Consider the following 14520-nt stretch of genomic DNA (forward strand, 5'->3'; position numbering starts at 1 on the left):
CTTCCGCTGCCTCAGTACTTAGAACCGAAGACTTCGAAGCTAAAGTTAGAAGCTAAACTGTACACCTCCAAGAACTTCAATGCGAACGAGCCACGTGCGATACTTACGTGCATGGGCGACACCCCCGGCACGGTCGGCACCGGCAGCGGCGGCGAGCCGACCCTCGAAGAGCAGATCGCGGCCTATCAGCGCGAATTCCAGGACCTCGACCCCCAGGTCGAGAAGATCGTCTCGGCGCTCTCCCGCCTCAACCGCCGGATGAACGTCGCCTACGGTCGCCAGACCGCGGACCTCGGCATCAGCAACGCCGAGTGGGAGGTCCTCAAGGCCCTGGTCCTCTCCGGCGCCCCGTATCGCCTGGGGCCGAGCGATCTGGCCAAGCGCCTGGGCCTGACACCGGCCGCGATGACCCACCGCATCGACCGCATGCTCGCCGAAGGACTGGTGACCCGGGAGCGGGACGAGTCCAACCGGGTACGCGTGATCGTCGAGCTGACGCCCGAGGGTCGCGAGAAGTGGCTGGAGGCGATGCGCATGGCCACGGTCTTCGAGGAGGATCTCCTCCAGGACCTCTCCGCGGACGAGCGGACGGTTCTGGGCGAGGTCCTGACCAGACTGCTGCGCAGGGTGGAGCACGCCCAGCCCGACGCCGGCGGCCGCCTCAGCGACCTCGACTGAGCAGCCGATCCCGGTCGCTCGAAAAGATCTTGACAGGGGTGGTTGACATCCCCCCTCCAGGGTCCGTAGAGTTCTTCGGGTTGCCGGGGAGCCGTAACGGTTCTTCGACAGCACCTCCGCCGCAGTAGCGGCACCACAAACCACCAGCAAGATCTCCCAACGGGATCGAATTCGGCGTGCCCGAATTCAATTCGATTTGGGGCCGGCAGCCCGATTAGGAACTGCCGAGCGGATCCGCTAAGGTTTGAGACGTCGGAACGGCCCAACAGCCGGGAAGACAAGCCCCCTCTGACTGGGAATCAGGCCCGAAAGGATCTGATAGAGTCGGAACCGCCGGAAAGGGAAACGCGAAAGCGAAAACCTGGAAAGCACCGAGGAAATCGGGTCGAAAAAAGATCTGATAGAGTCGGAAACGCAAGACCGAAGGGAAGCGCCCGGAGGAAAGCCTGAGAGAGTCTCTCGGGTGAGTACAAAGGAAGCGTCCGTTCCTTGAGAACTCAACAGCGTGCCAAAAATCAACGCCAGATATGTTGATACCCCGTCCCCGGCAGTGATAGCCGGAGATGAGGTTCCTTTGAAACAAAACACAGCGAGGACGCTGTGAACGGCCGGGCTTATTCCGCCTGGCTGTTCCGCTCTCGTGGTGTCGTCCCGATTACGGGAAAACATTCACGGAGAGTTTGATCCTGGCTCAGGACGAACGCTGGCGGCGTGCTTAACACATGCAAGTCGAACGATGAACCACTTCGGTGGGGATTAGTGGCGAACGGGTGAGTAACACGTGGGCAATCTGCCCTTCACTCTGGGACAAGCCCTGGAAACGGGGTCTAATACCGGATAACACTTCCACTCGCATGGGTGGAGGTTAAAAGCTCCGGCGGTGAAGGATGAGCCCGCGGCCTATCAGCTTGTTGGTGAGGTAATGGCTCACCAAGGCGACGACGGGTAGCCGGCCTGAGAGGGCGACCGGCCACACTGGGACTGAGACACGGCCCAGACTCCTACGGGAGGCAGCAGTGGGGAATATTGCACAATGGGCGAAAGCCTGATGCAGCGACGCCGCGTGAGGGATGACGGCCTTCGGGTTGTAAACCTCTTTCAGCAGGGAAGAAGCGAAAGTGACGGTACCTGCAGAAGAAGCGCCGGCTAACTACGTGCCAGCAGCCGCGGTAATACGTAGGGCGCAAGCGTTGTCCGGAATTATTGGGCGTAAAGAGCTCGTAGGCGGTCTGTCACGTCGGATGTGAAAGCCCGGGGCTTAACCCCGGGTCTGCATTCGATACGGGCAGACTAGAGTGTGGTAGGGGAGATCGGAATTCCTGGTGTAGCGGTGAAATGCGCAGATATCAGGAGGAACACCGGTGGCGAAGGCGGATCTCTGGGCCATTACTGACGCTGAGGAGCGAAAGCGTGGGGAGCGAACAGGATTAGATACCCTGGTAGTCCACGCCGTAAACGGTGGGAACTAGGTGTTGGCGACATTCCACGTCGTCGGTGCCGCAGCTAACGCATTAAGTTCCCCGCCTGGGGAGTACGGCCGCAAGGCTAAAACTCAAAGGAATTGACGGGGGCCCGCACAAGCAGCGGAGCATGTGGCTTAATTCGACGCAACGCGAAGAACCTTACCAAGGCTTGACATACACCGGAAAGCATTAGAGATAGTGCCCCCTTGTGGTCGGTGTACAGGTGGTGCATGGCTGTCGTCAGCTCGTGTCGTGAGATGTTGGGTTAAGTCCCGCAACGAGCGCAACCCTTGTTCTGTGTTGCCAGCATGCCCTTCGGGGTGATGGGGACTCACAGGAGACTGCCGGGGTCAACTCGGAGGAAGGTGGGGACGACGTCAAGTCATCATGCCCCTTATGTCTTGGGCTGCACACGTGCTACAATGGCCGGTACAAAGAGCTGCGAAACCGTGAGGTGGAGCGAATCTCAAAAAGCCGGTCTCAGTTCGGATTGGGGTCTGCAACTCGACCCCATGAAGTCGGAGTTGCTAGTAATCGCAGATCAGCATTGCTGCGGTGAATACGTTCCCGGGCCTTGTACACACCGCCCGTCACGTCACGAAAGTCGGTAACACCCGAAGCCGGTGGCCCAACCCCTTGTGGGAGGGAGCTGTCGAAGGTGGGACTGGCGATTGGGACGAAGTCGTAACAAGGTAGCCGTACCGGAAGGTGCGGCTGGATCACCTCCTTTCTAAGGAGCACTTCTTACCGATCCCTTCGGGGTGAGGTCAGAGGCCAGTACATCGGCGTACGTCCGATGCTGGTTGCTCATGGGTGGAACGTTGATTATTCGGCATTCTCAGTCATCTCGGGCTGCAAGTACTGTTCTTCGGAGCGTGGAAAGCATGATCATGAGTGGCGAGGGTGCCGGGCACGCTGTTGGGTATCTGAGGGTATGGCCGTATGGCTGCCTTCAGTGCCGGCCCCAGTGAACTCGCCGAGTGTGGCGGGGTGATGGGTGGCTGGTCGTTGTTTGAGAACTGCACAGTGGACGCGAGCATCTGTGGCCAAGTTTTTAAGGGCGCACGGTGGATGCCTTGGCACCAGGAACCGATGAAGGACGTGGGAGGCCACGATAGTCCCCGGGGAGTCGTCAACCAGGCTTTGATCCGGGGGTTTCCGAATGGGGAAACCCGGCAGTCGTCATGGGCTGTCACCCGCTGCTGAACACATAGGCAGTGTGGAGGGAACGCGGGGAAGTGAAACATCTCAGTACCCGCAGGAAGAGAAAACAACCGTGATTCCGGGAGTAGTGGCGAGCGAAACCGGATGAGGCCAAACCGTATACGTGTGAGACCCGGCAGGGGTTGCGTGTGCGGGGTTGTGGGATCTCTCTTTCACAGTCTGCCGGCTGTGAGACGAGTCAGAAACCGTTGATGTAGGCGAAGGACATGCGAAAGGTCCGGCGTAGAGGGTAAGACCCCCGTAGTCGAAACATCAACGGCTCGTTTGAGAGACACCCAAGTAGCACGGGGCCCGAGAAATCCCGTGTGAATCTGGCGGGACCACCCGCTAAGCCTAAATATTCCCTGGTGACCGATAGCGGATAGTACCGTGAGGGAATGGTGAAAAGTACCGCGGGAGCGGAGTGAAATAGTACCTGAAACCGTGTGCCTACAAGCCGTGGGAGCGTCGGACGGAGAGCTTGCTCTTCGTCTCGTGACTGCGTGCCTTTTGAAGAATGAGCCTGCGAGTTTGCGGTGTGTTGCGAGGTTAACCCGAGTGGGGCAGCCGTAGCGAAAGCGAGTCCGAATAGGGCGTTTCAGTAGCACGCTCAAGACCCGAAGCGGAGTGATCTAGCCATGGGCAGGTTGAAGCGGAGGTAAGACTTCGTGGAGGACCGAACCCACCAGGGTTGAAAACCTGGGGGATGACCTGTGGTTAGGGGTGAAAGGCCAATCAAACTCCGTGATAGCTGGTTCTCCCCGAAATGCATTTAGGTGCAGCGTCGTGTGTTTCTTGCCGGAGGTAGAGCACTGGATAGGCGATGGGCCCTACCGGGTTACTGACCTTAGCCAAACTCCGAATGCCGGTAAGTGAGAGCGCGGCAGTGAGACTGTGGGGGATAAGCTCCATGGTCGAGAGGGAAACAGCCCAGAGCATCGACTAAGGCCCCTAAGCGTACGCTAAGTGGGAAAGGATGTGGAGTCGCACAGACAACCAGGAGGTTGGCTTAGAAGCAGCCACCCTTGAAAGAGTGCGTAATAGCTCACTGGTCTAGTGATTCCGCGCCGACAATGTAGCGGGGCTCAAGCGTACCGCCGAAGTCGTGTCATTCATACAATAGGGCCAACGCCTGTATGGATGGGTAGGGGAGCGTCGTGTGCCGGGTGAAGCAGCCGCGGAAGCGAGTTGTGGACGGTTCACGAGTGAGAATGCAGGCATGAGTAGCGATACACACGTGAGAAACGTGTGCGCCGATTGACTAAGGGTTCCTGGGTCAAGCTGATCTGCCCAGGGTAAGTCGGGACCTAAGGCGAGGCCGACAGGCGTAGTCGATGGATAACCGGTTGATATTCCGGTACCCGCTGTGAAGCGTCAAACATCGAACCAGGCGATGCTAAGTCCGTGAAGCCGTTCCGGACCCTTCGGGGAAAGGAAAGTGGTGGAGCCGACGAACCAGACTTGCAGTAGGTGAGTGATGGGGTGACGCAGGAAGGTAGTCCATCCCGGGCGGTGGTTGTCCCGGGGTAAGGGTGTAGGACGAACGGTAGGCAAATCCGCCGTTCACATAGTCTGAGACCTGATGCCGAGCCGATTGTGGCGAAGTGGATGATCCTATGCTGTCGAGAAAAGCCTCTAGCGAGTTTCATGGCGGCCCGTACCCTAAACCGACTCAGGTGGTCAGGTAGAGAATACCGAGGCGTTCGGGTGAACTATGGTTAAGGAACTCGGCAAAATGCCCCCGTAACTTCGGGAGAAGGGGGGCCATCACTGGTGAGAGGACTTGCTCCTCGAGCTGGGGGTGGCCGCAGAGACCAGCGAGAAGCGACTGTTTACTAAAAACACAGGTCCGTGCGAAGCCGTAAGGCGATGTATACGGACTGACGCCTGCCCGGTGCTGGAACGTTAAGGGGACCGGTTAGTCACTCTTCGGGGTGGCGAAGCTGAGAACTTAAGCGCCAGTAAACGGCGGTGGTAACTATAACCATCCTAAGGTAGCGAAATTCCTTGTCGGGTAAGTTCCGACCTGCACGAATGGCGTAACGACTTCTCGACTGTCTCAACCATAGGCCCGGTGAAATTGCACTACGAGTAAAGATGCTCGTTTCGCGCAGCAGGACGGAAAGACCCCGGGACCTTTACTACAGTTTGATATTGGTGTTCGGTTCGGCTTGTGTAGGATAGGTGGGAGACTTTGAAGCGGCCACGCCAGTGGTTGTGGAGTCGTCGTTGAAATACCACTCTGGTCGTGCTGGATGTCTAACCTGGGTCCGTGATCCGGATCAGGGACAGTGTCTGATGGGTAGTTTAACTGGGGCGGTTGCCTCCTAAAGAGTAACGGAGGCGCCCAAAGGTTCCCTCAGCCTGGTTGGCAATCAGGTGTTGAGTGTAAGTGCACAAGGGAGCTTGACTGTGAGACCGACGGGTCGAGCAGGGACGAAAGTCGGGACTAGTGATCCGGCGGTGGCTTGTGGAAGCGCCGTCGCTCAACGGATAAAAGGTACCCCGGGGATAACAGGCTGATCTTCCCCAAGAGTCCATATCGACGGGATGGTTTGGCACCTCGATGTCGGCTCGTCGCATCCTGGGGCTGGAGTCGGTCCCAAGGGTTGGGCTGTTCGCCCATTAAAGCGGTACGCGAGCTGGGTTTAGAACGTCGTGAGACAGTTCGGTCCCTATCCGCTGCGCGCGCAGGAATATTGAGAAGGGCTGTCCCTAGTACGAGAGGACCGGGACGGACGAACCTCTGGTGTGCCAGTTGTTCTGCCAAGGGCATGGCTGGTTGGCTACGTTCGGGAGGGATAACCGCTGAAAGCATCTAAGCGGGAAGCCTGCTTCGAGATGAGTATTCCCACCCCCTTGAGGGGTTAAGGCTCCCAGTAGACGACTGGGTTGATAGGCCGGATGTGGAAGCCCAGTAATGGGTGAAGCTGACTGGTACTAATAGGCCGAGGGCTTGTCCTCAGTTGCTCGCGTCCACTGTGTTGGTTCTGAAACCACGAACAGCCCCATGCCATGGTCACGGTGTGGTGCGGCTGCATGTGTTTCACAGTGTTTCGGTGGTCATAGCGTGAGGGAAACGCCCGGTTACATTCCGAACCCGGAAGCTAAGCCTTACAGCGCCGATGGTACTGCAGGGGGGACCCTGTGGGAGAGTAGGACACCGCCGAACAAATATTACGGGAGACCCCCGCACCTCACGGTGCGGGGGTTTTCTGCGTTACGGTGCTTTTCATGTACACGTATGTGGTGCGGGCCGTACGGGCCGATGAATGGGCCGCCGTGAAGGCCTTGCGGTTGCGTGCTCTGAAGGACCCGGCGGCGTCGATCGCCTTCATGGAGACCTACGAGGTGGCCGAGGCGCGACCCGACTCCTTCTGGCAGGAACGTGCGGCCGGCGCCGCGGAGGGCAATGCCGGCGTACGGCAGTTCGTCGCCGAGGCGGAGGACGGGAAGTGGGCGGGGACGGTCACCCTGCTCGTGGAGGAGCCGGGAACCCTCGACTGGGCCGGTTTCCCCGTGGAGCGGCGTCAGGGGCACGTCGTCGGCGTCTATGTGCGGGACGAATGGCGTGGCGGCGGGACGACGCGCGCGCTTCTCGACGCCGCCGTGGACTGGGCGTGGCAGCTGGGGCTCGAGCGGGTGCGGCTCATCGTCCACGAGAAGAACCTGCGGGCGCAGGGGGCGTACCGCAAGGCGGGGTTCCTACCGAGCGGGCGGACCGTGGCCTTGAAAGAAGGGGCCGTGGAGGACGGGGACGGCGAGGCCGAGTACGAATACGTCCTCGAGCGCCCCGGGGTGTCAGACCGGTAGGTCGTGGTGCGGCCAGCGGGCCTTGGCCTGTTCGCGGGAGCGGAGCAGGGCCAGGGTGGGCAGGCCGCGGTCGGCGCCGGTGGCCAGGAGGTCCGGGAGCTGGGGGATCGGGGCCACGGCGGCCACGTCGTCCAGGACGAGGGACATTGGTGGGTCGAGGCGACCGGAGGATGACCGTTCGGCCATGCGCCGGCCGCGCTCGACCACGCTGGAGACGAGGGCCGTCAGCAGCGGCATCGCGCCGGGGCTGGTCCTGGGGTCCTCGATTGATTCACCTAGCACATAGAGCGTTCCCCCTTCGTCCACGAAGGAATCCAAGGCGAGAGCGTCAGTTCGGTTGGGAGTGCACGCCTCGCGGATGTTCACCGTGGAGAGGGCGGACAGGGCACGGGACGTCAGTTCCTGGGCGATGTCCCGGCGTTCGGGGTGCGCGGTGAGGGCGGCTTCGAGTTCGCCTGCCGCGCCCGGGGCGGCCTTGGGGTTGGTCCGCAGGGTGCGGACGGCTTCCTGGATGCCGGTGCCCTGGGACCAGCGGTGGACGTGACGGATGGTGCGGCCGTCGATGGCCGCGGCGTGCAGGTAGCTGCGCAGGAGGGTTTCGGCGGTGTCGCTGACCGCCTGGTCGAGCCGCGAGGCGGGGCGCACGGGGGCGAGCAGCGCCGCCGCTCGGGAGGTCGCGGTCTGCCGGTTCTCGCAGCCCGTGGTGGGGGACCAGTGGAGGCGGGCCGGGGTGTCGCAGAGGTGACCGGGGTCGTAGAGGTGAACCGGGCCCAGCTTGGCTCTGGCGTCCTTGGTCTCCTGCCAGAGGGCGGGGCTGGAGGTGAGGATGAGGGCGGGGCCCTCGGCGTCCCGGATGGCCTGGGCCGCGGTCGCGTGGCGGGTTGCCGGCGGGGCGTAGTGGGCCGCGCCCTCGAAGCGGTTGGCTTCCCAGCCGACCGCCCCTTCCGCTGTCACGGCCGGGAGCAGGGCAGCGGTGGCGGCGGATGCCGACGGCTGCGGTTGTGGCTGCGGGGAGGGTGAGAGCGACCCGTGCGCGTGGTGCGCGGGCGGTGCCGGCTGGAGCGGCTGGGTGGGCGTGGGCGTCGGGTGCTCGACGTCCGGTCCCGGTCCGGTCTCGACGCGTTGGGTGGGCACCTCGTGGTGCGTGGGGGAGGTCACGGGTTCCTGGGCGGGCGCGGGCGCCGGTCCGAGGTCCGCTCGCTTCCTCGCTCGTACCGCGCGCCACCGGGCGAGTGTCCCCATCACGAACACCGTGAGGACCAGCAGGATCATCACCTGGCCGATGAACAGGCCCCAGAACAGCCCGTAGCCGGAGAAGTCCGCCGCCTCGGCCTCGGGCCAGGCGCCGGGGATGTCGTGGGGCCTGGCGATGAGGTGCCGCATGGCCAGCGGGGTGCGGGTGAAGGTGACGCCCGCCGGCCAGGAGCCGTGGGCGAAGAGGGCGGCCAGGCCGGTCGCCGACCAGACCAGCAGGGTCATGCCGAGCAGGAAGGCGAGTATGCCGACCAGCAGACCGTCGGGGATGCCTCCCTGGCCGTGGCCGGGGATGTCGTGGCGCCGCTCGTCTCCCGGTCTCATGACGACCCCCCTCTCCCGCGCTACGCCACCGTCGACTCGGACGAACCGTCCAGGTCGGCCAGGTGCTGTTCCATGAAGGCCGCCGCTCGGCGTTCCTGTTCGAGTTCGGCGGCGAGCAGTGCGTCGTCGTCGGACATCGTGCGGTCGGTGGAGGACTCGGTCATTGCCCGGTCGGTGAAGACCAGTGGCCGTTCCGTCTCGGTGACCAGGTGTTTCACCACCTGCACATTGCCGTTGACGTCCCAGACCGCGATACCCGGGGTGAGGGTGGGGATGATCTCCACCGCCCACCGCGGCAGGCCGATGACCCGGCCCGTCGCCCTCGCCTCGTCCGCTTTCTGGGCGTAGATGGTCCGGGTCGACGCCATCTTCAGGATGGCCGCCGCCTCCTTCGCCGCCGCTCCGTCCACGACGTCGGACAGGTGGTGGACGACCGCCACGAACGACAGGCCGAGGCGACGGCCGAACTTCAGCAGCCGCTGGAACAGCTGGGCCACGAACGGGCTGTTGATGATGTGCCAGGCCTCCTCGACCAGGAAGATGCGCTTCTTCCGGTCGGGGCGGATCCAGGTGTGTTCGAGCCAGACCCCGACGATCGCCATCAGGATCGGCATCGCGATCGAGTTGCGGTCGATGTGGGACAAATCGAACACGATCAGCGGAGCGTCCAGGTCGATGCCGACCGTCGTGGGGCCGTCGAACATCCCCCGGAGGTCACCGTCGACCAGGCGGTCCAGGACCAGTGCCACGTCCAGGCCCCAGGCCCGTACATCGTCTATGGCGACGTTCATCGCCTCCGCCGACTCCGGTTCGGGGTGGCGCAGTTGCTCGACGATGTCGGTCAGGACCGGCTGGCGCTCCACGATCGTCTCGTTGACGTAGGCGTGGGCGACCTTGAGCGCGAAGCCGGCGCGCTCGTCCAGGCCGTGGCCCATCGCCACCTCGATGATGGTGCGCAGCAGCGCGAGCTGGCCGGTCGTGGTGATCGACGGGTCCAGGGGGTTGAGGCGGATGCCGTGGTCCAGGGCGGCCGTCGGGTCCAGGCGGACTGGAGTTATTCCCAGCGCCTGCGCGATGAGGTTCCATTCGCCGACGCCGTCCTCGCCCTGTGCGTCCAGGACGACGACCTGGCGGTCGCGGAAGCGCAGCTGACGCATGACGTACGTCTTCTCCAGCGCCGACTTGCCGTTCCCGGACTCGCCGAGGACCAGCCAGTGCGGGGCGGGGAGCTGCTGGCCGTACAGCTGGAAGGGGTCGTAGATGTAGCCCTTTCCGGAGTAGACCTCGCGGCCGATGATGACGCCGGAGTCGCCCAGACCGGGGGCGGCCGTCGGCAGGTACACCGCCTGGGCCTGGCCCGTGGAGGTGCGCACCGGCAACCGGGTCGTCTCGACCTTGCCGAAAAGGAAGGACGTGAAGGCGTCCGTGAGGACGGACAGCGGATCCCGCATCAGCTCATCAGCCCCTACCGTCGGATTCCGGTGGCGAACGGAAGGGTGTTCACGAACGCCCGGTGGTGCTCTCGGTCGCACCATTCGAGCTTGAGGTACGACTTGCCGGCCGACGCCCTTATCGTCCGCTTGTCGCGGGCGAGGGCCTCGGGATTGCGGGAGGAGACGGTGATGTAGCCGACCAGGTTCACGCCGGCCGCGCCGGACGCCAGGTCCTCGCCGCGCTGGTCCAGCCGGGAGTGGGCCGCCACGTCGCGTGGGTCGACGGTGCGGTTCATCTTGGCGGCCCGGCTCGCCTCGGCGTCGTCGTTCGTCTTCTCCGTCAGCATGCGTTCGATGGCGACCTCGGTGGGTTCGAGGTCCATGGTCACGGCGACGGTGCGGATGACGTCCGGGGTGTGGACGAGGAGCGGTGCCAGGAAGTTGACGCCCACCGGGGTCATCGGCCACTCCTTCACCCAGGCCGTGGCATGGCACCAGGGGGCCCGGGTGGACGACTCGCGGGTCTTCGCCTGGAGGTACGTCGGCTCCATGGCGTCCAGCTCGGCCGGCCAGGCGTTGCGCTTGGTCATCGCCTGGATGTGGTCGATGGGGTGGTCCGGGTCGTACATGGAGTGCACGAGGGAGGACAGCCGGCCCTGGCCCAGGGGCTGGCGGACGCGGATGTCCGCCTCCTGGAGGCGGGAGCAGATGTCCGTCAGCTCGCGGGCCATGACGACCGCGAGACCCGCGTCGCGGTCCAGTTTGCGGCCCGACCGGGGGCGGGCCGCGCGGGCCATGGCGTGGGCCTCGGCGGACAGTTCGCGGGTGTAGTGCATACAGGCGACGAGGTAGGCGCGGTGCTGCTCGCTGCTCGTGGACACCATGGACTGGAGCTGGTCGTAGGAGCGGGCCAGCCAGTCGGGAGAGCGCTCGTCCCCGCGGACGGCGACGTCCTTGGCGTGGGCGTCGGGGTCGGCGGGGAGGGTGCGGGCGAGCATCTGGAGGCGGGTGACGAAGCCGTCGCCGTTCGCCACGTGCTTGAGGAGGGTGCCGAAGCGGTCGACGAGGGCCTCCTGGTCCTCGCTGTCGCGCAGACCGACGCCCGGGCCCTCGATCTCGATGGCGGCCGTCACCGTACGGCGGTCGGCGTGCAGGAGCACGGCGATCTCGTCGGGGCCGAAGGGGGCCGCCAGCCAGTTGATGCGGCCGATGCCCGGGGGCGGGCCGATCTCGATCTCCTGGCCGTCGATCCGGGTGCCCGCCTCCATGACGGTCGAGCGGTAGGCCGTGCCCTGGCGGAGGGTGCGCTTGTAGCTGCGGTTGATCTCGAACCACTTGTAGAACGTGCGGTGCTTGTACGGCACGTAGACGGCGGCCAGCGCGATCATCGGGAAGCCGCTCAGCAGCACGATCCGCAGCGCGAGGACGGGGACGAGGAGACCGCACATCATGCCGAGGAACGCGCCGACGACGATGAGCGCGATCTCGCCGGTCTCGCGGTTGCGGCCGACGATCGCGTTCGGCCGGGCGCGGCCGATCAGATATGTCCGGCGGGGCGTGATCGCGTGGGACACGTGGGACTCGGTCGTCAACGCCCTTCACCTCCCGTGCGGTTGTTGCTGCTGTTGCGGGTGTTGCTCGCGTGCGGGGTGTTGACCGGGCTGCTAGCGCGGGGTGCGGGTGCGGCGGAGGGGACAGATCCGCCGCCCCCGCTCGAGGTGCGCGAACTGTGCGCGGCGACTCCGCCGGAGGCGGGGTTGGAGGGGCGGGCGCCGGAGGAGCCGGACTGGCCGCCGCCGTTGTTGTCCGCACGGGTGCTGTGCGTCTTGATGCCCTGGGCGACGAGGGTCGCCGGGGAGCTGATGACGGCCGCCGCCTTGCCCTCGGCGCCCTGCATGATGCGGTTGTTGCGGGAGCCCGCGATCTCGTCGCCGAAGCCGGGGACGAAGCGGTAGATCATCGCGCTGGCGAAGATGGCGAGCAGGATGATGGAGAGGCCGGAGACGACGGCGGAGAACGCGTTCGGGCCGTCGGCGGAGGACAGCGCCCCGGCGAGGCCTAGCACTATCACGATGACCGGCTTGACCAGGATGACGGCGATCATGATGCCGGCCCAGCGGCGGACGTGGCTCCACAGGTTCTTGTCGACCAGGCCCGCGTAGACGACCGTGCCGAGCAGGGCGCCCACGTAGAGGAGGGCGGCCCGGATGACGAGCTCCAGCCAGAGCACTCCGGCCGCGAGGATCGACACCAGGGAGACCACGATCAGCATGATCGGGCCGCCGCCGATGTCCTCGCCCTTGGACAGGGCCGCGGAGAAGGTGCCGAAGAACGTGTCGGTCTGGTTGCCGGTGGTCTTCGCGAGGACGTCGGTGATGCCGTCCGTGGCGGATACGACCGTGTAGAGGATGAGCGGGGTGAAGGCGGAGGCCAGGACGGTCAGCCAGAGGAAACCGACGGCCTCGCCGATGGCGGTGGTGAGGGGCACCCCGCGCACCGCGCGCTTGGCGACGGCCAGCAGCCACAGCAGGAGCGTCAGGACGGTCGAGGCGGCGAAGACGACGGCGTACTGCTGGAGGAACCGCTCGTTGGTGAAGTCGACGTTCGCGGTGTCCTTGACGGCCTCGCTGAGCTTGTCGACGGTCCAGGACGCGGCGTCGGCACAGCCCTTGGCGAGCGAGGAGAGGGGGTCGAGGGTGTCGGAGACGCCGGGGTTCGTGGTGGTGCCCGAGCCCGCGTTGCCCTTCTCGCAGTAGTCCCTGGCGGGGCCTCGGATGAGTTCGCTGCACGCGCTCGTGCTCGAGGACGTGGAGGGGGACGGTGACGGGCTGGGCGTCGGCGCGGCGAAGGCACGGGTGGCCGTCAGCACCGCGGTCGTCTGAACGGCGGCCAGGGCGGCCGTCACCTTGAGGGAGAGGTGCTTAGCGCGCATAGGTGAACCCTCCGAACTCCTCGACGGCCTTCGTCATGTCGTCGGCGGTGGAGGCCTGCTGATCGCGACCCACCGGGACGGGTCCGTCCTTCTGCTGGAAGTCGGTGACCTTCCAGTCGCCGTTGACCCAGTCGAGCTGGTAAGTGGTGGTGAACCAGCTCTCGGACACCGGGTTGGTCGATGCCTCGCCCGACAGACCGAACAGCGACGTGTACCAGAGTTCGACCGTGGCCTTGCTGCCCGTGGAGGCGGTGACCTTGGTGCCTACGGGGATGACACGGGAGACGAAGGACTGGCCGGCCGGTGCTGAGCCGTCCTTGTCGAGCCCGATGTTGCTCAGGAACGTGGCGCTCGAATACGCGGTGTCCAGCGCCGACTGTTTGTTCGCGGCGACGTCCGGCGCGTACACGGTGTTGACGATCTCGTGTCGCAGGTCCGTGTTGAACATGTCCGCCGAACCCAGCGCGATGCCGTAGTTGGCGGCAGCGCTCTGCGCACCCTGCGCGTCGTGCGCGTACCCGGTGGGAATCGTGCCGCTCTTCGATTCCACCGGCTTCGTGCCGGTGGCCGCCGTGCTGGTGGCGTCCGGCTTGTCGCCGGTGGAGCCGTTGGCCGAGGTGGAAGAGGAATCGTCTCCTCCGCGGTTCGCGAAAGCGATCGCCGCGATGAGGAGGACGACGACGCCGACCACCGTGACCAGGCTCCGCGAGGAGGAGCGGCCGCCCTTGCGGGCACCGCCGTAGGGGTCGTTCTCGGGGAGCCGGAGGCGGGTCCGGCCGTACCCGTGCCCCTCGTCGGCTCGCGTGGATTCGCCGTAGTCGTGTTCGTCGCCGGGAGTCATGCCGCGTAGGCCCCCTCGCTGCCGTACCGGGACGCGTACAGGTACGACGGTAGCCGCGCTGGTTCCCGCGCGGGCGCGGTGTGGTGACTCGACATCAGGGACATCAGGGAAACGCAACCTCAGCCGGTGGGCACGACAGGTGGGTGGGGGTGGCGGGCCGGGCGTGCCCGGACGGGACTGGGGGTGGTGCGGAGGCCGCGGCTACACGGCCATGCCGTACACGATGGTGAACAGCGTCCCGAGGGAGCCGATGATGAAGACCCCCGTCAGCCCGGCGATGATGAGGCCCTTGCCCTGTTCCGCACTGAAGGTGTCCCGTAGGGCGGTCGCGCCGATGCGCTGCTTGGCCGCGCCCCAGATGGCGATGCCGAGGCAGAGGAGGATGGCGACCGCCATCACGACCTCGATCATCACCTTGGCCTCGTTGCCCAGGCTGCCGAAGGGCCCCCAGTCCGGAGCGATCCCACCGATGATGGTGTTGATGTCGCCCTTGTCGGCCGCAAACAGCATGTAAGTCACCGCCCCTGGTGGGTAGTTCCGCAGTTCCTCTGCGGGTGTGCAGAGGTCACGCCTCATTCT

8 protein-coding genes and 3 rRNA genes are annotated in these 14520 nt (G+C 64.8%); 5 read left to right on the forward strand and 6 right to left on the reverse strand.

Translation table 11 applies throughout. The features are described from left to right. Positions 1-111 precede the first annotated feature (111 nt). From OG440_RS19760 to OG440_RS19780, 5 genes are all read left to right on the forward strand, one after another. Entirely contained in the window at positions 112-678 is a 567-nt protein-coding gene (locus OG440_RS19760; protein WP_020665696.1) for a MarR family winged helix-turn-helix transcriptional regulator, read from the forward strand. A 668-nt stretch (positions 679-1346) separates the two neighbouring features. Then, positions 1347-2871 (forward strand): 16S ribosomal RNA (locus OG440_RS19765). 314 nt (positions 2872-3185) lie between these two features. Further along, a 23S ribosomal RNA gene (locus OG440_RS19770) occupies positions 3186-6308 on the forward strand. Between the two features lie 91 nt (positions 6309-6399). After that, a 5S ribosomal RNA gene (gene rrf / locus OG440_RS19775) occupies positions 6400-6516 on the forward strand. The 16S, 23S and 5S rRNA genes sit together here, the layout of an rRNA operon. A 62-nt stretch (positions 6517-6578) precedes the next feature. After that, a complete protein-coding gene (locus tag OG440_RS19780) occupies positions 6579-7157 on the forward strand; it encodes a GNAT family N-acetyltransferase (RefSeq protein ID WP_406008126.1) in 579 nt (192 codons plus the stop codon). Here OG440_RS19780 and OG440_RS19785 read toward each other — a convergent pair. The 6 genes from OG440_RS19785 to OG440_RS19810 form a co-directional block, all read right to left on the reverse strand. Next, positions 7146-8735: a type VI secretion protein gene (locus OG440_RS19785; protein ID WP_406008127.1), complete on the reverse strand. Its 1590-nt coding sequence runs from the start codon at positions 8733-8735 to the stop codon at positions 7146-7148. The genes OG440_RS19780 and OG440_RS19785 overlap by 12 nt on opposite strands. A 20-nt stretch (positions 8736-8755) precedes the next feature. Beyond that, on the reverse strand, positions 8756-10186 hold the full coding sequence (locus OG440_RS19790) for an ATP-binding protein (protein WP_406008128.1): 1431 nt from the start codon (positions 10184-10186) through the stop codon (positions 8756-8758). 14 nt (positions 10187-10200) lie between these two features. Beyond that, a complete protein-coding gene (locus tag OG440_RS19795; RefSeq protein ID WP_406008129.1) occupies positions 10201-11760 on the reverse strand; it encodes an SCO6880 family protein in 1560 nt (519 codons plus the stop codon). After that, entirely contained in the window at positions 11757-13100 is a 1344-nt protein-coding gene (locus OG440_RS19800; RefSeq protein WP_406008130.1) for a hypothetical protein, read from the reverse strand. The genes OG440_RS19795 and OG440_RS19800 overlap by 4 nt, the downstream gene beginning before the upstream one ends. Next, positions 13090-13941 carry a hypothetical protein gene (locus OG440_RS19805; protein WP_406008131.1) on the reverse strand — a complete coding sequence of 284 codons (852 nt, stop codon included), beginning with the start codon at positions 13939-13941 and terminating at the stop codon, positions 13090-13092. The genes OG440_RS19800 and OG440_RS19805 overlap by 11 nt, the downstream gene beginning before the upstream one ends. Positions 13942-14142: 201 nt before the next feature. After that, positions 14143-14451, reverse strand: a complete 309-nt coding sequence (locus tag OG440_RS19810) for a hypothetical protein (RefSeq protein ID WP_003991275.1) — start codon at positions 14449-14451, stop codon at positions 14143-14145. Between the last annotated feature and the right edge of the window lie 69 nt (positions 14452-14520).

The sequence above is a fragment of the Streptomyces sp. NBC_00637 genome (assembly GCF_045161545.1).
In the GTDB taxonomy this organism is placed as follows: domain Bacteria; phylum Actinomycetota; class Actinomycetes; order Streptomycetales; family Streptomycetaceae; genus Streptomyces.